We start from the raw sequence: 24994 nt of genomic DNA on the forward strand, positions 1-24994 counted from the left end.
TCTATATTTTTTTAGCTAAAAAGTAGAATTTACTTAAAAACTTTTTAATAGTTTTATTTTTTGCTGCTAATAAAGCAACGCTTCTAATAAGTTTAAATTTTGATTTATTTGCTATGGCAGAAAGTGCATACGCTTTCCAACGATGAGGATGTGTACTGAAGATTATTTTTTTGTTTTCTACACAAATATTTTCGAATTCTTTAAGGGAATGGATATTAATATCTCCTCCATTATTAATATCATTATCTTCAACATTAACAATTATTTTAAATTGAAATCCTGCATCAGAAATATAAATATAATCTGAAGCTAAGGTTGTTGGTAATTGCACCACAATATCTAACATGTTATTAAACTCTGTTGCAATTGTTTCGTTTCTAAAAAAATCTTTATTAGAGTTCCACCCATTTCTAATCATTAATGGGTTACCATGTGGACAAAGGGTTTCTATCTTAAATCCGTGCTTTTCAAAAGCAGTAACATAATTTACAAATTCGGTTTTAGCCTTTTCAAAATCTCCATTGTTAGCATCTAAGACATCATAGTGGTAAGTGACTTCATGTCCTAAATTAGCTATTTCCTTTAAAAGCTTAACATTATTTTCTAAAAGATATCCTTGTACGTAATACGTGGCTTTAATACCATGTTCTGCCTCTATCTTAGCCATTTTTAAAGCACGCTCGACGTTAGTTTCTACATCGTGTTTAAAAATAATCCAGTTGTCTTCTTTTGTATTGTTGGACAGGATTTGATTAGCTGTAATGGTTTTTTTTATTTCAACAGCTTTTTTACAAATACTATTAAACTGCTTATATGTAAAACGCATAATACTATTTAATTTCGTCCTTTAAAATTGATCTAAGTTTGGTAGAAGATACTTTATTAGTGTAAGAGAAAAATTGAATCTTACTACCATGTTTTATAAGCTCTTTTTCAACCTCCTCAAAAAGCGGGTTTCCTTTCCAATCGTCGCCAACAAACATAATATCAAACTTATAATTATGGTAGGCTTTTATTTTATCTCTATCGTGTTGGATAACAACTTTATCTACATACTTGATAGCTTCTATGATGGCCATTCTATCTTCTAAGGACATAATTGGCTTTTTTCCTTTGTATGAAAAAACTAGCTCGTCAGGGCTAACAGCAACTATTAAATAGTCACAATGTTTTTTAGCTTGTTTTAAGATGTTTAAATGTCCAACATGGAACATGTCAAAAACTCCTGATGTGTATCCTACAATTTCTTTTTTCAATGTAATTTTATTTTGTTCTTGTGAAGGTTTTAAAAAAGTATTTTCTTAAACCGTCTGTCATTAAAACTTGTACAACAAATCTTATACTTACGTTGTATAAATATGTTGGCAAAGATATAATATCTTTAGTTAACATAAGTTTCTGAATTTTAGCTTCACTTTTAAAGTATTTAAGTCCACCACGTCGCTTATAAAAATCTTCGTTAGTTCTAACCTTTAAAAGTGTTTCTTCTAGATTATGAAACTTATAGTTTTTTAAAGCCATACGTATCCATAAGTAATAATCCTCGTTACAAAACCAATCTTTGTAGCCTCCAGCATCAAGCACATGAGTTTTTTTAAACATTACACTCATTTGGTTAAATGGACATCTATACTTCATGTATTGTTTTAAATCTGAGTCTAAAAGTGGTAGTTTTCTTTTTGATATTGTTGTTAAGGCATCATCAGAAAACTCTTCTATTGTTCCTCCCAAAATACTAACATCAGCATTAGATTTGAAAAATTTAAGTTGTAATTCAAACCTGTTTTCTAAACATACATCGTCACTGTCCATTAATGCAATATAATCATAAGTACTATTTTGTAAACCTATATTTCTTGCATATCCATGACCCATGTTTTTGTCTAGTCTATGCACAACTACATTGTCATTTTCTGCTTTAAACTTTTCCAAAATTTGGTTAGTTGTTTCTGGTATTGGCCCATCAACAACAATGATTATCTCATTAGGAACTATAGTTTGATTAACTAGACTTTGAATGGCTTGATAAAAATGATCAGGATTATCATTTTTATATACAGACATTGAAACAGAAAATTTAGGTAACTCTAAGCTCATGCTTTGTTTAGGGCTTTATAATGTAAATATTTTAACGAGATAATTGTTGCAATCCATGCATCTGGAGGTCCAACAGACCCGATAAACATAATTTTGAATAAAAATAAAATGATGATATTTTTAGCTTCTTTATCAATCTTCCAAAACTTATTAAGTACAGCGTACAAAAATACAAAAAATACAAAAACGCCAAAAAATCCAGTGTCTAAAACAAGATTTGAAATATAGCCACTAGACCTTGTTGGAATTGCTTTTGAGTTACCTTTAAATTTAAAATAATTTATTTCGCTAAAATCAACACCTGTCATTAATAAGGCGTCGACAGATGTTTTTTCCCAATGACCTATACCGCCTCCAAAAGGATGGCTAAATGTATGTAGCCAAGAGGAATAGACTGAGATTAATCTTGGACCTGCCAAATCTACCACTACCATTGTAGCATCGCCAAAGCTTTGCTGTCTTTTAATTTTTTTTATCATTTGTTCAGACCTTCCGCCACCTCCTGATATATCAATTAAAAATAACACTATTAAACCTACTGCCAAAAAACGTAACAATTTGGCTCTATAGGTTAATAATATAAATACAAAAAATACGCCTAAAGCCATTATTGACTTTATAATAATTGTTAAAAAAAACAGAAACAATATATCGCTTAAAATTCTTTTACTTTTTATAAAAGCTGTTCTAACGACAACGTAAATAAATACTAGACTTACACCAGCTCTTGCTGGTTCTGTAGCTAGTAAAGTGACCCCTCTTCTAACACGTGCCAGAGCCTCTGAGCTGGCTCTAGGAATTAAAAATTTAAAAACAGGGTCAAATATTTTTAGTAAACCCAAATACTGAAAAACACCCAGCAGTATTAAAAAGACAAATAATACTTTAACCAATTTAATAGTCTTTAATGTTGAGATTTTTGATGCTTGGTAAAAAGCGACAAAACAGATTGAGCTATTAACGTAGGCTAAAAGTGATCTGACAACTTCTGGAATTTTAATATCTGGAAAATAATAAAGCGAGAAAATAATTACATTTAAAAACAAGCTTGCTAAGACTATTATATAAAATTTGTTAATCTTTTTCTGTCTAAATATTATGTAAGAAGATAAAATTATACCCCAAGGAAAAACCTCTGCTTGTAATAAACCAAAAGTGATAGACGGGAAAAAAAAGAGTGCGACTATGACTCCTGTTACAATCTTAAAATGGCTTATTTCTTTTAACATTTAATTACTTTATAGAATGCCCTTATATCTTAAAAACAATATTAAAAAATTAAACACTATAAATAAATTTAAATGCGTCATTTTCAACTTACTGTGTTTGTTAACAATACTTGAAAAAAGAATTACTTCTACCAACATTGGAATAAAAAACAATATAGGCCATCTTTCGATATCCAATTTCAGCAAAGCTACAAATGTCACTACTATTTTAAGTATTAATACCAATGAATCTGCAAAAAACTTTTTCTTAACTATGGCTAATCCTTGTAAATAGTAAAATGATGCTGCAGACATTAACCAAATAGGTAATAGATATAAAAATGTATGTAAGTATAATTTACTGTTTTGAAATGTAAAATCTCCTAACCAAAGCTTAAATAGAAAGTCCGTTTTTACTAAAAAAAAGCTGACCATCAAACCCAAAACACTAACAAAAACTGTAAGTTTAAAATGTAAATTAGCTCTTTCGCTTACAGATAATTGATTTCCTGATATTTTAGGAAAGACCCATGATATTGAAGCTGTATGTATGGTTTTTAGCTGATTTAAAACTGAAACTCCAATAGAGTAGTAAGCAAAAATTTTAAGACCTAATAAAGAGCTTACAATCCATTTATCAATGTGTGCGCTAAAGATTAATATGGTACTAGAAAACCAAGCCCATTTACCGTAACCCAAAATTCCTTTAAAAACGGAAACACTTGCATTTTTTCTGACAAATACGGACTCATATTTATGGGTTAATTCATAAAACTGGTATAACAGATACAATCCTGCTACAATAACAGAAATCATAAAAACACTTTTAACATCTTTAAAAACAAAAACTGCAATTATTTGAGATAAATAAAGAAGCGCTTTAGATATAAAGGACTGTTTGGCTAGATGCTTAAAATCTTCATGCGATTTATGTAAAGCAAACAAAGCTTGCTCTATTTGCTTTATAAAAAATAACGGAAAGGCGAAAAGTAAGATTTTAATAATTTCGGTGACCTTAAAAAAATTTAAAAAATAATTGCTAAAAAAAACTAAATAAATAGCCCCTAATATAATTACGGATAGCAAAACAAGAAATAAAATTACCGAACTAAAGACTTTGCTTTGGAATAAATTATCGTTTTTAGATTTGCTTTCAGAAATGTACTTTATAATCGTTTCATTAATACCAAAGTTAAATATGGAAAGTGATGCAAGTACACTATTTACAAGAATCCAAAGCCCATACTTTTCTATTCCAATTTGAGAAATAAATATAGGTGTTGCTATTACTAAAAAGAAAGGCGCAAACACAACGTCTAGAGTTGCGTAAATACTATTTTTTATTGATTTCAATACGTTGTGGTTTCTTGTAAATTAATATATTTTAATGTTATAAATAATAATATCATGACATTTACGCTAGCTAATAAATTACCTGAAAAAACAGCACCTATAACAAGTGTTAATACTAAAAAGTAAGACAATTTATTTTTTCCTTTTAATATCTTAATAAACAACATTGTATAACAAATTATACCTATAAACCCAAAAAACAAAAAAGCATCAAAAACCTCCATTTCTGTTCTATGGTTATTAAAAAATGGCCAGCCAAAAATTATATTAATAATGGAGTTATTTTCTGTAACGTAAGGGTAAAACCTATCATTAAATAAAATATTTCTAAAGGATAAAAATGAGCTCCAAAACCCATCTTTTTCATAAATCTCTTTAAATAAGTAATAAAATTTTAGAAGACTTTTGCTAAATAACAATAACCCTAAAGCTGCAGACACTAAAGTTAACAACACCGCTTTTCTGTTTTTAATATTATCAGCAAATAAGTAGCAAAAAAATATAAAATTAAAAAGCAATGTTTTTTTTGTGCCAACAAGTAGTGATAGAAATAAAACAATTAAAAACAAAAAGATATTTTTATTGGTTTTATTTTTTTTAAGTTTAAAATACAGCAGATTAATTATTATAAAGTATATAAATCCTGCTTCATGATGGTATAGCAAAAAGCCTGAATAACCAAATCTTCCTCCTCTAAAATAAGATCTGAATACTTCAATTTGAAACAAATAACCTATTAGTAAAAACACAGAACTAATTACTAAAAACCAAATAACTTTGTTGACTTGGCTTTTGGTTATATCTGAACTATAATTGTTGAAAAAAAGAAGAAACAAAATAGGTGTTACACTACTTAAAAAATAATATCCATTAAATTGAATATCGTCAATCGATAAATTGTTATAATGAAAAAGCTGTGTAATAATATAGGCCAGTATTAAGCCTAAAAGAGGGAGTACATAGGTTTTATTAATACTATTAAAACCAATACTTGTTATTACAGCCAAAACAATTAACACTTTAAACACTATAACATAGTTGTAAAACAAACTAATCTGTGTGTAATGGACTATGATCTTTATTATAAAATCGTATCCAAAGAATAGGATTAACAAGTTTTCTAGAAAGAACTGTTTTAAGTTGGTGTTTTCAATAAACTTTCTAATAAAACTCATTAACTAAAAAATGTTTTGATTAAAATAAACTTTTAATTTAGGTCTGCTATCAAGGTCTTTAGTATCACTAGACAAAAAACTTATAATTCCGCTTTTGCTTTTTTCCAGGTTTGTTTTAAACATAAGTCCGTAATTACTAAACTTTTCGTCAACTAATGCTCTAATAAACTGTGTTAAATCCACTTTGTAATAGTTACGTTGTTCTTCTTTAACAATAATTTGAGCAACTACTTTAGAGTCAGTTTTAGGCTGATTAAACCAATTTACACTTGTAACATCCCAATCTTCTACAATATTTTCTATATCAATGACATATGGAGATTCAAGTTGTTCTGATTTTGAAATATATAAATATAAAAATGCAGAATCAACTATTGCTTTTTTTGGTATACTAGAACATCTTATTTTTAATAATGACCTATTTTCTTTGACCGTAGAGTCTTTAAAAGAAAAATTAGTGATTTTTAATTCCTTGTCAGATGAAAAGTTTTTAGTATCAAATTCGCTATCGATATATGTGTCTATTCCTAGCTGGCTGTTTGGTATATATACATTACTTGTTTTAATATTACATGACATTAAAAAGCATGAAAGTAAAAGCGCTAAACAATTTAAATGCTTTTTTAATAGCACTTTTTCTGTTTTGAGTTGTTTGTATATAGTTTTTATCAATTTATAAACTGTTATTCGGTGTAAAACACTTCTAATTTAGGATGCTTACTTACGTCTTTACTGTTGCTAGAATGAAACCTAAGTCCTTTATATGCATTTTTCTCGTCTTCCAACTGAATCATAAAACCATAATTTGGCTGTTTATTTTGATGCACAGCTCTTACATAATCCGTTATGTTTATCTTATAGTCTTGATTAGCGTTTGTTGGGGCTTCAACAGTTATTGTTTTATTGGTGTCAACTTCTGGTTGGTTGTTCCAAGTTACTTCATCATTTATCCAAACTTTCTTAACTGGAATCAATACAAAAGAATTGTTAGATCCAAAATGACCTGGATCAATAGCATAAAGGTGAACAAATGCTGAATCTATACTAATTTCTTCTTTTAAGGTAGCAAAACCAAATCTAAGTAATGATCTTACATCATTTTTAACAGAGTCGTTTGATGACAATGATACCATATGAATCCTGTCTAATGTAGAATAATTAGCACTAGGATTGCTTTCTGAAATTGCTGTATCTTTTCCATTTTGATCATTAGGTTGAAACACTGCTATCTTAGTTTCTTTTTTATTACATGAAACCACAACTAGTATGATTAAAACTGTACAAAAGGGCTTAAATAATTTCATAATATAATTAATTAGGTGTTAGTGTTATTTTAAATGTTATGCTTCTGGAATGTATTTTATAATTATTTAGTAACAAAATTCATTATAATCTCCCAGATATATCGTCTTTATTTAATGTTCCTTTAACATCATAGATTAATCCGTTTTTAGACTTAATATCATTAAGATTTATTTCTTTAAACTGATCATGACATACTGTATGTACAATAGCATCATAATTGTTCTTCAATGTATCTATTAATGTAATATTAAACTGTTTTTTTACTTCGTCTTTATTTGCCCAAGGATCGTATACTTCAACATCCAAATTAAAAGACTTTAATGTTTTATAAACGTCTATAGCTTTGGTGTTTCTAATATCTGGGCAATTTTCCTTAAATGTAATCCCTAACATCAATACTTTAGATTTTTTTATAGGAATATTGTTTTGTACCATAAGTTTTAAAACTTGGGTAGCAACATAGTCACCCATGCTATCATTTAAGCGCCTTCCTGCTAATACAATTTCTGGATGATAGCCAACTTCTTGTGCTTTTTGAGCTAAGTAGTAAGGGTCTACACCTATACAATGACCTCCTACTAATCCTGGCTTAAACGGTAAAAAGTTCCACTTAGTTGACGCTGCCATTAGTACTTCTTGAGTGTCTATATCTAATTTATTGAAAATTTTAGCTAATTCGTTTACAAAAGCAATATTGATATCTCGTTGTGCATTTTCAATAACCTTTGCTGCTTCAGCAACTTTTATTGATGAAGCTAAATGGGTTCCTGCAGTAATAATTGAAGCATATAGGTCATTAATTTTCACACCAATTTCCGGTGTAGATCCAGAAGTTACTTTTTTAATTTTAGTAATAGTACGTGATTTATCTCCTGGATTTATTCTTTCAGGTGAATAGCCACAGTAAAAGTCTTTATTAAATATTAACCCACTTGATTTTTCTAAAACTGGCACACACACTTCTTCTGTTACTCCAGGATATACAGTTGATTCATAGATAACTATATCATCTTTTTTTAAAATTTGGCCGATAGTATTAGATGACTCAATTAGTGGAGTTAAAATGGGTCTATTATTTTTATCTACAGGTGTTGGAACTGTAACAATAAATATATTACAATCTTTAATGTCAGATGACAGATAGGACAACGACAAACCTTTATCGTTTTGCTTATTAAGCACAGATTTAAGATTGTCCTGACTTACTTCTAATGTATTATCGATTGCTAGTTTTAATTCTTCTACTCTATTTTTATTGATATCATAACCAATAACATTATACTTTTTAGCAAACTCTACTGCCAAAGGTAAACCAACATAACCCAAACCTAAAATTGCAATATTATTTTTCATAAATTAAGTAGCGCTTTGTTGTTAATTAGCATTATTAACAAACCATTTTGTTGTTAATTGAATTGCTGAGTTAAATTTAAATTTAGGTAAATATTCTAACAGATTAGTCGCTTTACTAATATCTGCTAAAGAATGTTTGACATCTCCTTTTCTGGCTGGACCGTATAAAACCTGACTTTGAGTTTCAATATTTAAATCTAAAAGGTTTTTTTTAATATAATCCGTTAGTTGATTAAGGTTGATGTTTTCTGCACAAGCAACATTAAAAACTTGATTTATAGCGTTATGGTTATCAGTTAAAGCAGCTTTAATATTTGCTTGAACAATATTTTCGACAAAAGTGAAGTCTCTGGAGTGTTGTCCATCACCATTAATAGTTAAGGTTTCATTATTCAACATTTGACCAATAAACTTCGGGATAACAGCAGCATAGGCTCCATTTGGATCTTGTTTAGGTCCAAACACATTAAAATATCTTAACCCAATAGTTTCTAATCCATAGGTTTTATAAAACACATCTGCGTATAACTCATTTACATATTTAGTAACTGCGTATGGAGATAGTGGTTTTCCTATTTTGTCCTCCTGTTTTGGTAGTGCTTTACTATCTCCATAAGTACTAGAAGAAGCTGCATAAATGACTCGTTTTACAGTACTGTTTTCTTTAGCTGCTACTAGAATATTTAAAAAGCCTGAAATATTTGTGGTATTTGTAGCTATGGGGTTGTTTATTGATCTAGGAACAGATCCTAATGCGGCTTGGTGTAGAACGTAATCTACATCTTCCATTGCGTTTATACACGTTTTTAAATCTTCAATATTTCCTTTAATAAGTTTAATATTTGGAGAGTTTAAAAAAGGTTCTAAATTTTGTTTTTTACCTGTAGAAAAATTATCTAATACTATAATTTTTTTTGCGTTGTACTTCAATAAATATTCTACTAAATTAGAACCAATAAATCCAGCTCCTCCCGTAACTAAAAACGAAAAATTAGATAAATCTTTGGTATGATATTTATGAGTATACATTAACTATTAAGAGTATTTAATGTTGTTTTTAAGCTTAATTTCCATTCTGGTATTTCTAAATTAAAATCAGTACTAATTTTAGTTTTATCTAAAACACTATATTTTGGTCTTTTTGCTTTTGTTAAAAATGCTTCAGATGGGACAGGATTTACTTTAATGTTTGTATTTGATAGTTCAAAAATTGCTTTAGCAAAATCATACCAAGTAGCCTCTCCTGTATTACTGTAATGATAAATACCATAACATGAGTTTTTAGACTTTACTATTCTTATCAAAGCATCAGCTAAATCTAAAGCGCTTGTTGGTGTTCCCTTTTGATCATTAACGACATTTAGCTCATCTCTATCATCCGATAATTTTAGCATTGTTTTTACAAAATTAGACTTATGTTTTGAATACAACCATGAGGTTCTAATTATATAATATTGCTTCAAAATAGCCATTATTTCATTTTCTCCTTCTAATTTAGAGGCTCCATAGACACTTAACGGATTGGTCTTGTCTTTTTCGCTGTAGGGCACACTACCTTTACCATCAAAGACAAAATCTGTAGAAATATGCATTAAAGTAACCTTATACTTTTTGCATGCTTCTGCTAAGTTTTTCGCTCCTAGTGTGTTAATATTATATGCTAAATCTTTGTTGTCTTCAGCAGCATCAACTGCGGTGTAAGCAGCACAATTAATACAGTAATCTGCGTTATGTTTATTAAATACTAATTCTATCTGTTTGGGATTGGTAATATCTAATTCTTGACTATCTAAAAAGACAAAATCTAACGTTTTAATATCGTTAGATTGTTCTTTAAGGCATAGTCCTAGTTGTCCATTAGCTCCAGTTACTAGAATTTTTTTCATTTAAACAATTCTTTTACAGTTGGTAAAACTTTATCTTTTTCTGAGATTACTAGTTGGTCTTTTTTTAAAACCCAATCTATATTCAACGTTTCATCATCATAGATAATACCACCTTCTGATGCTTTGTTATACCAATTATCTACTTTGTAATTAAACACAGCAGTATCACTTAACACAATAAAACCATGTGCAAAACCACGTGGTACATACAATTGTTTTTTATTTTCTGAAGACAATTCTACACTAATATGCTTTAAAAATGTTTGTGAATGCGGTCGTATGTCTACTGCAACGTCTAATACTTTTCCCTGAGTGACTCTTACTAGTTTTGCTTGTGCATACTCACCACTTTGAAAATGTAAACCTCTTAAAACACCTTTACTAGAAAAAGATTCATTGTCTTGAATAAAATTGACATCTCCTCCTATTAATGCATCAAATTGTTTTTTGTTATAACTTTCCAGAAAATATCCCCTTTGGTCTCCAAAAACGTTTGGTTCTAGGATGTAACAATCTTTTAAAATGGTCTTTTTAGCTTCCATTTTATTCTTGGTTTACTAAACTTATTAAATGTTCTCCATATCCACTTTTTAATAGTGGTGTCGCTAAATCTACTAACTGTTGTTTTGTAATAAAACCGCTACTGTATGCCGCTTCTTCAATTGCTCCAATTTTTAATCCTTGTCGCTCTTCTATAACTTGAACAAATTGAGAAGCTTGCATTAGCGAATTAAATGTACCAGTATCCAACCATGCTGTTCCTTTATCTAATATAGAGACTTTGAGCTTGCCTTGTTTGAGGTATTCTTTATTAACATCTGTTATTTCTAGTTCGCCTCTGTGGCTTGGTTTGATGTTTTTTGCTATTTCAATGACATTATTATCATAAAAATATATTCCTGGAACCGCATAATTAGATTTTGGCTTTTCAGGTTTTTCTTCAATAGCAAGTGCTTTTCCGTTACTATCAAAATTGACTACACCATATCGCTCTGGATCCGTAACATGATAAGCATACACAATGCCTCCATCTGGATCATTATTTGACTTTAAAAGATCTGACAATCCTGTTCCATAAAAAATATTATCTCCTAAAATTAAAGCAACTTTATCCTTTCCAACAAAATCTGCTCCTATAATAAAAGCCTCTGCTAATCCATTAGGAGCCTCTTGTACTGCGTACTGAAAATTACATCCCAGATGTGCACCATCACCTAACAATTGTTTAAAAAGCGGTAAGTGCTCTGGTGTTGAGATAATTAATATTTCTCTTATACCAGCATGCATCAATGTTGATAAAGGGTAATAAATCATTGGCTTATCATAGATAGGCATTAACTGTTTACTTAACACTTTAGTTAATGGGTGAAGTCGCGTTCCGGATCCTCCTGCAAGTATAATTCCTTTCATTAGCTATTATATTTTTCTAAATACCAGTCTATTGTTTTACGTATTCCCGATTCAAAATTTTCATCAGCTTTCCATCCTAACTCATTCTCTATTTTAGTAGCATCAATTGCATATCTAAAGTCATGTCCTGGTCTATCTTTAACAAAAGTAATTTGCTCCTTATAAGATTTAGAAGATGGTTTAATTTCGTCTAAAATAGAGCAAATAGTATCTACTATGTATAAATTATTACGTTCGTTTCTCCCACCAATATTGTAGGTTTCTCCTTCTTTTCCTGTTCTATAAACTAAATCTATACCTTTACAGTGGTCTAATACATACAACCAGTCTCTAATATTCTTCCCGTCTCCATAAATTGGAATGTTTTCACCAGAAATTGCTTTTCTAATAATTGTTGGTATTAATTTTTCATTGTGTTGTTTTGGCCCATAATTGTTGGAACAGTTAGTTGTTACTACGTTCATACCGTAAGTATGAAAATAACTTCTAACAACAAAGTCTGATGCAGCTTTAGAAGCACTATAAGGGCTATTAGGAGCATAATGTGTGCTTTCGGTAAACAATCCTGTTTCGCCTAAGGTACCATAGACCTCATCTGTTGATATATGATGAAATCTATTGTGTTCACAACCTTCTTTTACTTTGAAAGGAGCGTCCATCCAATGTTTTTTGGCAACATCTATTAAATTAAATGTTCCAGTAATGTTAGTATCTATAAAAGCGCCAGGATTAGTTATAGAATTATCAACATGAGATTCTGCTGCAAAATGAATAACACCATCAAAATTATACTTTTCAAATAGATTTTCTAAAAGTTTTCTATCACAAATATCTCCTTTTACAAAGGTGTAGTTTTGATAGGTTTCAATATTTTTTAGGTTAGTTAAATCGCCTGCATAAGTTAATTTATCCAAATTAACTAAATGTGTGTTTGGATATTCCTTTAAAAAATATGGTACAAAGTTAGAGCCTATAAACCCAGCTCCTCCAGTGACCAAAATGGTTTTAGTCTTCATAATTTAAAGTAAATGTGATTACTTTTTTTGAAATAAAATATAATATCAATAACACAAACGATATAATTGGGAAAATAAACATATACCTGTCCTTCCACGTTCTTGAAACATTACCAACTTCTTGAAAGCTAGAAATTACCTCAAAAATAACGTCTTCTTGAATCTTTTTCTCCTCTAACTGTTTTAAATCGTTTCTTATACGCTGTTCTTCACGCAGTAATTCATATTCTTTCGTGTTTTGTTTATCACTTCCCGAAATAGATATATCACCAACTTTTAGACTACTTTGCTTGCTGTCTGATTCTTTTTCAATGACATCGATATATACTTTCTGAAGCTCTTTGACTTGCTTTAATTGTTCTTCTAAATTTTCTTTTTGAACAACTAACAATTCATCACGCCTTTTCATTGCTTTGTTAGAATAATTATTGACAAATGAACTTAAAATACCCTCTTCTAAATCTTTAAAAATATTTGGCTTTGAAGCGTATGCTTTGATTAAAAAATATCGACCAGAATAAACACTTCTATTTTCTATAAAGTCTTCAAATGAGTATTGTTGAGCCCTTACAGAATCTAGTTTAGATATAAAATCTTCATATTGCAATAATCTATCATTTTCTGTCTCAGGACCTGGCTCAATCTCAAAAGCTAGTATTTCATCAATAATAGCATCTTCTACTTTAAAAATAGATTTTAGTGACTGTTTGTCTTCATTTTTGATTAAGGCATTGAAGTAATCTATATTATTGACCAATTGGTATTTAGAATTAAAATAAGGTTCTACCAACATACTTGTACTATAAGTTTTTGGTTTGATTTTTTCTAATCCGTATCCGAGAATTGCTGCTAACACCAAAACACCCAATACAATTTTCCATTTTTTGAAAAGCACTTTTAAAGCGTACATTAAAGCAGAGAAAAATCTTTTTAAAATATTGTAAAAGAAATTAAGCACTTTTGTAATTGCTGCTCCAATCAAGTTAAAGAATACAATTAAATCTACTTCTTCATTATTGTTTGGCTTAGAGGGTAATTCTTTACTCATAATTGTATAATGGTTAATTAAATATTTGTTGTAAAATTTTTCTAGTTATTAAATACGTTGGTCTCACACCTGAAGTACCTAAACCTCCTGATGCTAATGTACTACCTGTCTCTAGCGGATTATCACTAGCGTAATAAGCATATCTTACTTTGACATTTGGATTAATGCTACTTCTTACTTTAGAAGCTGCTTGAATTGCTTTTTGATAATGTGCACCTTCCATTTCTAATCCAATCACATTCCATGTAGAATTGAAGAAGAATTTTAAAATATCTTTGTTTTGTAATGATGTGCCTAAAACGGTTATCATTGATCCTTCATAAATAGCAACACCTTCTCCCTCTAAATCTGCTTTACTTAATTCGTTCTTAAATGGGTAGTTGTCAGCTGTCCCTTCAAAAATATGTGCTGAAGGTATCATGATATCTCCTTTTCCTCCTTCTAAAATGCCTGCTTTACCCATTATAGAAATAGACTCAACATTAAGATGCGTTTTAGTCTTATCTTCTCTAAATGGTTTTAGTAATTCGTCTATTGTTTCGTAAGCTTGCTCACCAAAAGCATAGTCCATAACAAAAAGCACAGGTGCTTCTGTGTCTTTGTTTGGTTTTGGTAAGTTAAGGTCGGTTTTAGTCAAATCTATTTTAGAGGTATCAAAAATTTGTACATCTATATTGGTTCCTGAAGTGTCTTCAATAAAGATCATTCCCTGCTGTAACGCTTTTTGAGTCACTTTATTGCGTAGCGCTTTATTATTGCTATTACTTAGGGCTTCATATATTTTAAAAATTTCTGTTTTTGCACACTCTGCTTTAAGCGCAACAGGTGCAAAAAGAGTATTCATAACACTATGCAGATTTGCACTAATAATATGTATTGGTCGATCTAAAAGCTTATGCTTTTTTAAGGTGTCTTTTATGGTATTTGCCCATATTTCTCCATGTATATGATGTCCTAAACGCTCTCTTAAAACTGGGCTAAAGGTTACTGTTCTTTTATTGTTATTTACTACCTCATCAATAGCTAATTTACCTAACCAATATACGATATGTAGTAAACGTTCTGGTTTATTTTGTAAAGCAAATGCACCATAAACATTAGATAATTCTTTAAATGTACGTCCTAAGATATTCGCTGTATGGGTAATGGCTATTTCACGTTCTTTTTGTGTCAGTTTCTTTTTTGATAATACCGCTTTTTCGAGCTTTTGCCAATCTCTAGTTGTTGCCCCATTCTCGTCAATAATTACGCGTTTACTAATTTTATGAGATTCTACAAATAAAAACGTTAAATGGGTCAGTATATCATAAATTTCTGAACGTCCACGCGTGATTTCAATATTCATTTGCTCGTCATCAATACGATAACAATTACGACGCCTTTTGGGTGGAATTATTGCTTCAAAGTGAGAGTCTTTATATCCTTCGTCACTAGTAAGATTTATAAAACGACACTCTTCAATTCCGTGAGGAAGTCTATCGATAACATATAATAATCCTTCTAGTTCTGCTTTTTCTTCAGCAATAGACCCATAAATTTCCGGTCTTAACACTAATAATGCTTCACGAAGTGTTTCTCCAGATACTCCCATAGGTTTATAAAAGCCTCTGTTGAATAGGTGACGCATAGTAATGTACATACGTTCAATTGCATTTGAGCTTTCTTGAGCTCTCGTTCTTTCATGTTGTTTTATCATACTACTGTATTAGTCTATGTTGACTGGCAAATATAATATTATTTAAGTAAAATAAAGGGTTTTAAGGCGTCAGCAATTTTTCTGTCGTTGGATAATCTTGGTATTTTATTTTGACCGCCTAATTTTCCTATGGATTTCATATACTGCTGAAAGCCGTTTTTTTCAACTTTACTGATTTTTAAAGGTTGTAATACTTTACCTTCAATTAAATCTAAATAGTAACTATTCTGTTTTTGTAATGAATCATCAAGCTTTTGCGCTAAAGCGGAACTATTTTCTGGTTCGTTTTCAAACTCTATAAACCATTCGTGATAAGGTAATCCTGACTCTGGATTTATTTGTGGTGCTACTGTAAACTCGTTGATTCTTACATTAGAATTAATTGTTGCTTCTTTCATAGCTTGCTCGACTTCTTTACCAATAACATGCTCGCCAAATGCAGATATAAAATGTTTAATACGTCCTGAAACAATAATTCTATAAGGTTTAGTACTGGTAAACATTACTGTGTCACCAATATTGTAAGCCCATAAGCCTGCGTTTGTTGAAATAATCATTACATAATTGACACCAACCTCAACATCTTTTATGGTGAGACGTTTTGGATTATTATCAAAAAACGTATCCGCTTTTACAAACTCATAAAACATTCCAGAATCTAACTGCAGCAACATCCCTTTTTTGTTTTGCTTATCTTGAAATGCAAAAAACCCTTCGCTAGCTGGATACAACTCGATACTATCTACTTTTCTACCTATTAGGTTCTCAAATTTTGCTCGGTAAGGTTCGTAGTTAACACCTCCAAATATGAATAAGTTGAAATTTTTAAAAATGTCACCAACCTTTTTTCCTGTTTTTTGCTGTAATTTTTCAAAATACATTTGCACCCAAGATGGAATTCCAGAAATAACAGTCATGTTTTCTGGCAAGGTTTCTTCCACTATAGCGTCAACTTTAGTTTCCCAATCTTCAATACAATTGGTTTCCCAAGAAGGCATTCTGTTTTTTTGAAGGTATTTTGGTACAAAATGAGCTACAATACCAGATAATCGTCCTAATTGTATCCCATTTTGTTCTTTTAAAACTGGGCTTCCTTGTAAAAAAATCATTTTTCCATTAACAAATTTTGAGTTTCCAGTTTCATGGATATAAAGCAGAATAGCGTTTTTTGCTGCATTAACATGTGTTGGCATACTCTGTTTGGTTAACGGGATGTATTTGGCGCCAGAAGTAGTCCCAGACGTTTTAGCAAAATAGAGTGGTTTCCCTTTCCAAAGCACATCAGATTCTCCTGCTACAACACGATCCACATAGGGCTTAAGCTCTTCGTAATCTCTAATAGGAACGCGTTTTACATAGTCTTCATAGGTGTTGATGCTAATAAAATCGTGGTCTTTTCCAAACGCGGTACTTGCAGCATCACTAATTAAACTTTTAAAGACTTTATCTTGAGTTTCAATAGGGTTGTTTGCCCATTTCTGAATCTTATTATAGACACGTTTGGCAAAGGGTTTTGCTAAAACTGATTTTATTGAAAGCATTATTTAAAATCTATAAAATTAGTTGGGTTTACAGGGTAACCGTCACTCCAAAGCTCAAAATGTAAATGTGGTCCTGTACTTAATTCTCCAGTATTACCTGAGGTTGCTATGACTTCTCCTGCTTTAACTAAATCTCCTTGCGTTTTATTTAGTGAGGCATTATGTTTATAAACTGAGATTAGCCCATAACTGTGTTCTAATATTATTACGTGTCCTGTTTGAGCTGTCCATTCTGCAAAAATAACTGTTCCGTCTGCTGTGGCTTTTATTGGTGTGTCTTTTGCCAACACAATATCCACTGCGTAATGTTTTGTTTTGCTATCGTAATTTTCACTAATGGTTCCATTAGCTGGTGGAAATAATACAAAATTTGCTCTAGAGGTGGCGGTTTCAAATAAGCTATACTTGTCTTCTTTATCTACTTTTTCTCTAAGCAACGAGTCTTCTTTTATTGGATCTAAATCTACTTGACTAGCTTCTAGTTTTGCAGCTTGAATAATGGAGTCTTTATTAAAGTTAACTGTGCTGACCTCTCCTTGTAGGACTTGTTTTATTGAGGCAAAATACTTTTCATTTAAATCAATAACACGCTGTAATGAATCGGTTTTAAAACTTAGCTGAACTGCTTTTTTCTTTAACGATGTGGACGAATAGCCAGGAATGTATTCTTTTAAAGGAGTAAAGGCAATTAAAATTGTAGTGAATACAATTAAAAGTATTGCAGATAGCGATCCTAAAACAAAGACATTTAATCTTGATAAATTAAGTGACAACCGCTCTTCAAAAGTATCTTGATTTAAAATGACTAAACGATACCTATGCAGTAGTTTCTTCTTGATTTTTTTAGATTTTTTTTCAGGTTTTGCCATATTAAAAACAAAAGTAAATAAATTAAGTTTTACATTTAAAGGATATGCTAAAGTTAGCATTTAAACGTTATTATTAAAGTTTAATTATTAACTTTGTGGTCTAAATTTTAAGTTATGATTTCAGCAAGTATATTTTTAGCAATTGGACCTTGGCAAATTGCTGTAGTAGTGGTTTTAGTATTACTACTTTTTGGAGGGAAAAAAATCCCAGAATTAATGCGAGGATTAGGTAGCGGAATAAAAGAGTTTAAAGACGCTAGTAAAGAAGACGATAAAAAAGAGGACACTAAGTAATTAGTTGTTTAATAAATAATTAAAAACCCAATGTGATGCATTGGGTTTTTTTGTGGATTATTTTATTTAATCTTTAGTGATTTAATAATAGATTCTAGCTCAAAGACATAATCGCGTTTGCTTACAGAAGGCGCAAAAGTAAACCCTTCTATAACAATGTAACGATTGTTAATTTTGTCTTCTACCATATAGTTTAAAAAGGGTCCAGCATTAAAGGTGTCTTTTATGTCCCAAGTGCTTCTAACTTCATAGGCTGGTTTGTTGTCTATAATAGTATTGAATAAAAAAGGTGTATAGGCTTCTTCTGTTTTCATGTAAGAGCCTTCAATTGGTCCAGGTATATACTTTTTACCTATACTATCTCTAATCTTAATAACTTGTTGTATAATATCGCCTTCTTTATCTATAGCATCTAATGGAATTTGATATACCATAAAATTATTAGTTCCAGTAGTTAAGTTTTTTCTAACCCAAAAAAAGTTTTTATCTTCTTCAGCAATTCTGTAAACTGAAGGAAATTTAAGAGTTATTCCTAATTTTTTTTCGATGTTATTATTAACATGAAGAGATTTGTTTGTAAGCGCTTGACGCGCTTCAAGTTCTTGGTTTTTAAAGGTCTCTATTATTTTTTCTTTATTTGTTTTTAAGGTTTCAACGATTTGATTGTTGTCCTTTCCTCTTACTACAATAACTTTTTGTGGTCTTGCAAACACATCTGTTCCAATTTTTAGTCCTACATCATCGCCAATTTCTATTTTTAAAACCGTTCTGTTTTTTGCTGCAAAACCAGAGAAGACTTTAGGTGGGATTTGATTAATGTCAAACATAGGTTCGTCCTGAGGTAATCCAGGTACTGTTGTTGTTAACACGTCTCTTATAGCATTCCCAACCTCTCCATTCCAAAGGTCATTGTTTACAACAACGCTAACATTGTAAAGATTACCCGATGATTTTGGAACTATACGTTGATCTGTTTTTTTACTTTCTTCACAGGATAAGATTGTGCTTACTAATACAATTATTACAGCTAGTTTTTTCATTTTTATAAAAAGTTTAAGTGACTATTTACCCTTTAGAGATAATTAACTTCATTCCAGGTTTTAACTTAGTACCACTAATATCGTTCCAATCTTTAATATTTTGAACAGAAACTCCAGTAAATTTTTGAGAGATGCTCCATAAGCTATCACCTTGTTGTACTATATAGGTTTCACCTTTTGTAGGTTTAGTACTTTTTTTTGTTGAAGCTATTGGCTTCTTTACAGCCACTCCGTTTCTTGGATAAATAGTTAGACGTTGCCCAATTTTTAAATTATTACTGCGTAATCCGTTCCATTGCTTGATTTGACTTACTCTAACGCCATATTTTCTGGCAATTTTTCCTAAATAATCACCTTGTTTAACGGTGTATCGCGTTTTGGTGTCTGCGTTAAAAAATTGTGGTAGTGGCTTTTCACGCTTTTCAAATTCTGCTTTAGCATGAGCATACAATTGGTCTTCGTTATTTACAAACGCACCAATAATAGCTCTTGGTAAACGTAACGTGTAGTTTTTTCCTTCAATAAAAGGAATGATATCTAATTTGTACGCAGGATTTAAAAACTGAAGTGTTTCAATCTCAACACCTGTAAACTCTGACACTTGATCTAAGGTAATCATTTGTTTCACATGGATCGTGTCAGTTTCTATTAAATGAAACTCTGGTCTGTGTTGCACAAAACCATGTTCTTTTGCATATTCAAAAATATACATCGTTGCTAAAAAAGCTGGCACATAGCCTGCAGTTTCACGAGGTAGGTTTTGGCGAATATTCCAATAGTTTTGGTAACCTCCAGAACGTCTAATAGCTTTGCTAACGTTTCCTGGTCCAGAGTTATATGCTGCTAAAGCTAAGTCCCAATCACCAAAAAGTTTGTACAATCTTGATAAATAGGTTGCAGCTGCTTTAGTAGATTTAATTGGGTCACTACGCTCATCAACATAACTGCTAACATCCAATCCGTATTGTTTACCTGTGGCAAACATAAATTGCCACAAACCAGTTGCACCAACTCTTGAACGAGCACGTGGCTTTAATGCGGATTCTACAATTGCAAGATATTTCATTTCTAAAGGAATGTCTTGATTATCTAACTCTCGTTCAAACATTGGGAAGTAATAATTACTTAGTCCCATGAGGCGCTCAAAAGATTGATGGCGATTCTTTAAAAAAGATTTGATAACACTTTCTAATGCAGGATTATATTCTACGTTAAATGGTGTTTTTGCGTTCAAACGCGCTAACCTTGCTTTTAATGTATCTGTAGTTAGCTCTGGGTAATACACTGCATTGTACTTTAAATCTGCAACATCTCTATAAATAGTGTCAAAAAGGGTTGTGCTATACAACTCATCCAGCCATTTTTTATCGATGTTTGATGCAAATGCATCGTCTTGTAGTACTTTAGGTAATTCTACCGATTGTAGTGCTTCTATTGATTTTTTAAAATAGGCTTGACCATCAATAATTGTATCAATAACATAATCTTCTCCTGCTATTAGTTGGTCTTGAGTTAATCGCGTATTAGAATTCTCTTGAGTATAGCCAAAAAAACTTACTGATAACAATATAATTAAAACGATTTGTGTTTTTACTTGCTGCATTTATCTGTTATTTATTGTATAACGTTAAAGAGCTTAAAATTATTCTAAAATGGCTGCAATACCAGGTAATGTTTTACCTTCTAGGCTTTCTAGCATGGCACCACCACCAGTACTGACGTAGCTTACTTTGTTTTCAAAACCAAACTGTTTTACTGCTGCAACAGAGTCTCCACCACCAACTAATGAAAACGCACCTTTTTTGGTTGCTTCTGCAATAGAATTACCTAGCTCTATGGTTCCGTTTGCGAAGCTTTCCATTTCAAATACGCCTAATGGACCATTCCAGAGAATGGTTTTACATTGCATCACTACATCATGGAATATTGCTTTAGATTTTGGTCCAGCATCTAATCCTTGCCAACCGTCTGGAATTTTTGTTACATCCATGACTTGTGTATCTGCATCGTTGCTAAAAGCATTAGCTGCTAATACATCTACTGGTAAGTGTATCTGGACATTTTTAGCTTTGGCTTGTTTCAAAATATCTAAAGCCAAGTCCATTTTATCGTCTTCACAAATAGAGTCTCCAACACTTCCTCCTTGCGCTTTTATGAAGGTAAATGTCATTCCACCACCTATAATTAGATGGTCTACTTTGTCTAATATATTTTCAATAATTGTAATTTTTGAAGATACTTTTGCACCTCCAAGCACAGCCAACACTGGTTTTTCACCAGTCTTCATTACTTTATCAATACTTTTTATTTCTTGCTCCAATAAATGTCCAAAGCATTTTTTTTCTGGAAAAAACTGAGCAATTATTGTTGTTGAGGCATGTGCCCTATGTGCAGTACCAAATGCATCGTTAACGTAAATGTCTCCAAGTTTAGCTAGTTTTTCAGCGAAAGCGGTATCTCCTTTTGTTTCTTCGTCGTAAAAACGAAGGTTTTCTAAAATCAAGATTTTACCAGGTTCTAAATTGGAAGCTGCTTCTTCAGCTTCAGATCCAATACAATCCGAAACAAATTGAGTTTCTACACCAATAATATCTTCAACTTTATTAACGATGTGTTTAAGCGAAAACTCCTCTTGCATACCTTTTGGTCTTCCTAAGTGCGACATTAAAATACAGCTTCCTCCATCTTCTAAAACTTTTATAATGGTTGGTTTTGCAGCTTGTATCCTAGTTACGTCTGTAACATTAAAATCTGCATCTAATGGAACGTTAAAATCTACGCGTATTAAAGCTTTTTTGTCTTTAAAATTAAAATCGTTAAGTGTCTTCATTAATAAAATTATGTGTTTAGTCAAGGTTGGCTTTTAAAACCCAAGTATCTCTATATCTGTAATTTGTTTTTAAATCTTCCATTAATTTAAAAGCGTCTTCTGGTGTGTCGCTTCGTAATAAATACACATAATTCCAGTTGTTTTTTGGGTTTATAAACGCATTAGCTTCATACCCTTTTTTTATAAGACTAGACGTCCATTTCCCTGCTCTTGCTGGCTCTGCAAAAACACCAGTGACAACATAATAACCACCTTCAATTCCTGCAATTGCAGTAGACTTTTTGTTTTTCAAGTAGTTAAACGCACTAGAATTTAATCCTCTTTTGAAGTAGCGATAAGGTTTGCGCTTTTCTTTGGTGTCGTAGCTTGGTACAGTTTCTGGTTGAGCTCTTACTATTTCTGGAGCCACATTAGCGCTTTGACTGGCTTGTGGGTTGTTTTCTTGAACGATGTCATCAAAATAAGTTTGCGCAATTTCTGTTTGAAACGCAGTAAAATAAAGATAAAAACGGTCTGATTGTGTTTTTAGGCGCAAAGTAGTTTCGCTTGTGCTATTACTAATAATTGCGTTGTTATAGTTTGGTATGTCTAGTTTGGCAATGTCAAACCCTAATGTGTTTTCGCTATTTGGTAGTCGGTCTCTGTTTTTAATACTGTTATTGGTAATCGAGCTATTAAAAAAGTTTTGCTGAAAACGCGCTCCATTACTAAGTGATTGGAAGCTACCATCACGTTGTTTAATAATTGCAAATTCGTCTCCTTCTAAAGCAGCATCACCTTCTATTGCAGATAAAACAACTGATGTTTTTACATCGCCTTTTTCTACTGATTTAAAGTTTTTAAAGTTTAAATCTAATGGCTCTTCTTTATTTACTAAAGCAAAACCATGGTAGGTTGATATGTACTTTGGGTTATCTGTTGGTGATTGATACACCACATATAACATCCATCCTGCAGCACTTCCGCCAGATAAATAACCTTGTGTTGCTTTTACATTTGCAACCACATAGTTTCCTGATTTTGTTTCTGCGTCCTTTAATAATTGTGTAACATCTGCATAACATACATAAGGAGAGTTGATAGCATGTGTAACGTTTGTAGAGCCATCATATATGACTTGACCAGTAATGTCTTGATAGTCTTGGTTGGGTAATTGAAATTTAATTTGGTTTATAACAGGAGAGCGTTCTCCGTTACCTCTATAATCATAATTTCCTTTTTGTTCTTTACGTGTACCTTTTTCGTAAGCGTATGTAGCAGTCCAATATAATCCTGCGTAGGCAATTTTTTTAAAATCTGATGGTAAGGTTAGTGTCGCTTGACTAGAGCAAAATGTTTCTTTGTCGCTATCAATGTCTACATAGCGCATTTTAGTATCGTCATTATTAACTAACGTATTATTAAAGGCGTCTTTATCGTCTTCACTTAAAATATTATTGCCTATTACTGCAACATCACCAAAAATATAAAACTCATTTTGGGACTCAAAAGCAACTCCATCTCCAAAAGCATTTGCTTTTAGCTCTGTGTCTTGGGCATTAACGTGGCTAATACAAATTAAGAAAAAAAGTAAACCTAATAATCTTTTCATTTTAAAAAATTAAAACTGTTTATAATCTCCAAATATATACAAATACTGCGATACTTTAAATTTGTAACACTAAAATCAATCTTTAAATAAAATAGTTTATAATTGTCAGGAAAACTATATTTGTGCTATGCTTTTTAGTGATATTTTAGGTCTAAATCATATAAAAAAACACTTGACAACAAGTGCAGACAATGGTCGTATACCTCATGCGCAACTATTTGTTGGTCCTGAAGGATCCGGAACGTTACCTGTAGCTATTGCTTATGCACAATACATCTTATGTAAAAACACTAGCGGTGAAAATATAGGCGAAAACGAATCTTGTAATGTAAAGTTTAATAATTTCACGCATCCTGATTTACATTTCGCATTTCCCGTAACCTCAACAGGTAAGGTAAAAAAACATCCTGTATCATCTCATTTTTTAGAAGAATGGAGGCAGCTTTTAAAAGAACAACCATATGGTAACTTGTTTGATTGGTACCGCTTATTAGGCGTAGACAACAAACAAGGTCAAATTGGTGTTGATGAAGCATTAGATATTGTAAAGGCTTTAAGTTTGAAGTCTTATGAAGGCGGTTACAAAGTAATGTTGATTTGGATGGCTGAAAAAATGAATACGCAAGCAGCCAATAAACTACTTAAGCTAATTGAAGAACCGCCTAACAAAACTGTTTTTATACTTATTGCAGAAGAGGAAGAACAAATATTAAGCACGATTAGATCGCGTTGTCAGATACTACATTTTCCACCTTTAGCTGAAGACGATATTAAAAACGGAATTATTAAACAGTTTAATCTAAATGAAGCTACAGCCACAAAAATTGCACATCAATCTGATGGAAATTATAATAAGGCTTGCGATTTAGTCTATCATGACAGTGAAGACGACCAATTTGAACAATGGTTTATCTTCTGGATTAGAGCTGCTTTTAAAGCAAAAGGAAATAAAGCTGCAATACACGATTTAATTGGTTGGAGTGAAGATATTGCTAAAACAGGTCGTGAAACACAAAAGCAATTTTTAAATTTTTGTTTAGACTTTTTTAGACAAGCCATGCTTTTAAATTATGGTGCTGAAGACTTGGTGTACTTTGAAACTAAAAGTAAGAATTTTGATTTGGCTAAGTTTGCTCCTTTTGTGCACAACAACAATATTTTAGATATTTCAAACGAATTAAATGACGCTATTTACCACATAGAACGAAACGGAAACTCTAAAATTATTCTTACCGACTTATCCATTAAATTAACACGATTATTACACGCTAAACAAGATTAA

24 protein-coding genes are annotated in these 24994 nt (G+C 31.3%); 2 read left to right on the top strand and 22 right to left on the bottom strand.

Annotated features, from left to right (window positions below; translation table 11 throughout):
- Position 1 precedes the first annotated feature (1 nt).
- From Ollyesu_RS04975 to Ollyesu_RS05060, 18 genes are all read right to left on the bottom strand, one after another.
- Complete coding sequence (locus Ollyesu_RS04975) at positions 2-826, bottom strand: hypothetical protein (RefSeq protein WP_279302697.1); 825 nt, start codon at positions 824-826, stop codon at positions 2-4.
- Positions 827-830: 4 nt separating this feature from the next.
- A complete protein-coding gene (locus Ollyesu_RS04980) occupies positions 831-1256 on the bottom strand; it encodes an adenylyltransferase/cytidyltransferase family protein (RefSeq protein ID WP_279302698.1) in 426 nt (141 codons plus the stop codon).
- A 7-nt stretch (positions 1257-1263) separates the two neighbouring features.
- On the bottom strand, positions 1264-2097 hold the full coding sequence (locus tag Ollyesu_RS04985) for a glycosyltransferase (RefSeq protein WP_279302699.1): 834 nt from the start codon (positions 2095-2097) through the stop codon (positions 1264-1266).
- Positions 2094-3326 carry a hypothetical protein gene (locus tag Ollyesu_RS04990; RefSeq protein ID WP_279302700.1) on the bottom strand — a complete coding sequence of 411 codons (1233 nt, stop codon included), beginning with the start codon at positions 3324-3326 and terminating at the stop codon, positions 2094-2096. Before Ollyesu_RS04990 ends, Ollyesu_RS04985 begins: the two co-directional genes overlap by 4 nt.
- A gap of 9 nt (positions 3327-3335) precedes the next feature.
- On the bottom strand, positions 3336-4658 hold the full coding sequence (locus Ollyesu_RS04995; protein WP_279302701.1) for an oligosaccharide flippase family protein: 1323 nt from the start codon (positions 4656-4658) through the stop codon (positions 3336-3338).
- The gene (locus Ollyesu_RS05000) at positions 4655-5833 is read right to left on the bottom strand and encodes a hypothetical protein (RefSeq protein ID WP_279302702.1); all 1179 of its coding nucleotides are present in this window, start codon (positions 5831-5833) and stop codon (positions 4655-4657) included. The genes Ollyesu_RS04995 and Ollyesu_RS05000 overlap by 4 nt, the downstream gene beginning before the upstream one ends.
- A gap of 3 nt (positions 5834-5836) precedes the next feature.
- Positions 5837-6412, bottom strand: a complete 576-nt coding sequence (locus tag Ollyesu_RS05005) for a DNRLRE domain-containing protein (protein ID WP_279302703.1) — start codon at positions 6410-6412, stop codon at positions 5837-5839.
- 104 nt (positions 6413-6516) lie between these two features.
- Positions 6517-7137: a DNRLRE domain-containing protein gene (locus Ollyesu_RS05010; protein WP_279302704.1), complete on the bottom strand. Its 621-nt coding sequence runs from the start codon at positions 7135-7137 to the stop codon at positions 6517-6519.
- A gap of 82 nt (positions 7138-7219) precedes the next feature.
- Entirely contained in the window at positions 7220-8491 is a 1272-nt protein-coding gene (locus Ollyesu_RS05015) for a nucleotide sugar dehydrogenase (protein WP_279302705.1), read from the bottom strand.
- Between the two features lie 21 nt (positions 8492-8512).
- Complete coding sequence (locus Ollyesu_RS05020) at positions 8513-9520, bottom strand: SDR family oxidoreductase (protein WP_279302706.1); 1008 nt, start codon at positions 9518-9520, stop codon at positions 8513-8515.
- Positions 9520-10377, bottom strand: coding sequence for a dTDP-4-dehydrorhamnose reductase (gene rfbD / locus Ollyesu_RS05025; protein ID WP_279302707.1), 858 nt, complete (start codon positions 10375-10377; stop codon positions 9520-9522). The genes Ollyesu_RS05020 and rfbD overlap by 1 nt, the downstream gene beginning before the upstream one ends.
- The gene (rfbC, locus tag Ollyesu_RS05030) at positions 10374-10919 is read right to left on the bottom strand and encodes a dTDP-4-dehydrorhamnose 3,5-epimerase (protein ID WP_279302708.1); all 546 of its coding nucleotides are present in this window, start codon (positions 10917-10919) and stop codon (positions 10374-10376) included. Before rfbC ends, rfbD begins: the two co-directional genes overlap by 4 nt.
- 1 nt (position 10920) lies before the next feature.
- On the bottom strand, positions 10921-11787 hold the full coding sequence (rfbA, locus tag Ollyesu_RS05035) for a glucose-1-phosphate thymidylyltransferase RfbA (protein ID WP_279302709.1): 867 nt from the start codon (positions 11785-11787) through the stop codon (positions 10921-10923).
- The gene (gene rfbB, locus Ollyesu_RS05040) at positions 11787-12803 is read right to left on the bottom strand and encodes a dTDP-glucose 4,6-dehydratase (protein ID WP_279302710.1); all 1017 of its coding nucleotides are present in this window, start codon (positions 12801-12803) and stop codon (positions 11787-11789) included. Before rfbB ends, rfbA begins: the two co-directional genes overlap by 1 nt.
- Positions 12793-13851, bottom strand: coding sequence for a hypothetical protein (locus tag Ollyesu_RS05045; protein ID WP_279302711.1), 1059 nt, complete (start codon positions 13849-13851; stop codon positions 12793-12795). The genes rfbB and Ollyesu_RS05045 overlap by 11 nt, the downstream gene beginning before the upstream one ends.
- A 13-nt stretch (positions 13852-13864) precedes the next feature.
- Positions 13865-15547, bottom strand: coding sequence for a hypothetical protein (locus tag Ollyesu_RS05050; protein WP_279302712.1), 1683 nt, complete (start codon positions 15545-15547; stop codon positions 13865-13867).
- A 38-nt stretch (positions 15548-15585) separates the two neighbouring features.
- Positions 15586-17088: a GH3 auxin-responsive promoter family protein gene (locus Ollyesu_RS05055; RefSeq protein ID WP_279302713.1), complete on the bottom strand. Its 1503-nt coding sequence runs from the start codon at positions 17086-17088 to the stop codon at positions 15586-15588.
- Entirely contained in the window at positions 17088-17957 is an 870-nt protein-coding gene (locus tag Ollyesu_RS05060) for a M23 family metallopeptidase (protein ID WP_279303061.1), read from the bottom strand. Before Ollyesu_RS05060 ends, Ollyesu_RS05055 begins: the two co-directional genes overlap by 1 nt.
- Positions 17958-18071: 114 nt before the next feature.
- Here Ollyesu_RS05060 and tatA point away from each other — a divergent pair, with 114 nt between their 5' ends.
- On the top strand, positions 18072-18251 hold the full coding sequence (gene tatA, locus Ollyesu_RS05065; protein WP_279302714.1) for a twin-arginine translocase TatA/TatE family subunit: 180 nt from the start codon (positions 18072-18074) through the stop codon (positions 18249-18251).
- 62 nt (positions 18252-18313) lie between these two features.
- On the opposite strand, the gene Ollyesu_RS05070 is transcribed toward tatA, so the two are convergent.
- Genes Ollyesu_RS05070 through Ollyesu_RS05085 form a run of 4 tightly spaced genes read right to left on the bottom strand, consistent with a single transcriptional unit; the run spans position 18314 to position 23712 of the window.
- On the bottom strand, positions 18314-19291 hold the full coding sequence (locus Ollyesu_RS05070) for a DUF4837 family protein (RefSeq protein WP_279302715.1): 978 nt from the start codon (positions 19289-19291) through the stop codon (positions 18314-18316).
- A gap of 25 nt (positions 19292-19316) precedes the next feature.
- Entirely contained in the window at positions 19317-20894 is a 1578-nt protein-coding gene (locus Ollyesu_RS05075; protein ID WP_279302716.1) for a LysM peptidoglycan-binding domain-containing protein, read from the bottom strand.
- A gap of 39 nt (positions 20895-20933) precedes the next feature.
- On the bottom strand, positions 20934-22121 hold the full coding sequence (locus Ollyesu_RS05080) for a phosphoglycerate kinase (protein ID WP_279302717.1): 1188 nt from the start codon (positions 22119-22121) through the stop codon (positions 20934-20936).
- 16 nt (positions 22122-22137) lie between these two features.
- Positions 22138-23712, bottom strand: coding sequence for an SPOR domain-containing protein (locus tag Ollyesu_RS05085; RefSeq protein ID WP_279302718.1), 1575 nt, complete (start codon positions 23710-23712; stop codon positions 22138-22140).
- Between the two features lie 127 nt (positions 23713-23839).
- Between Ollyesu_RS05085 and Ollyesu_RS05090 the strand changes: the two genes are divergently transcribed.
- Positions 23840-24994: a DNA polymerase III subunit delta' gene (locus Ollyesu_RS05090; RefSeq protein ID WP_279302719.1), complete on the top strand. Its 1155-nt coding sequence runs from the start codon at positions 23840-23842 to the stop codon at positions 24992-24994.

Origin of the sequence: Olleya sp. YS (assembly GCF_029760915.1) — a bacterium.
In the GTDB taxonomy this organism is placed as follows: Bacteria; Bacteroidota; Bacteroidia; order Flavobacteriales; family Flavobacteriaceae; genus Olleya.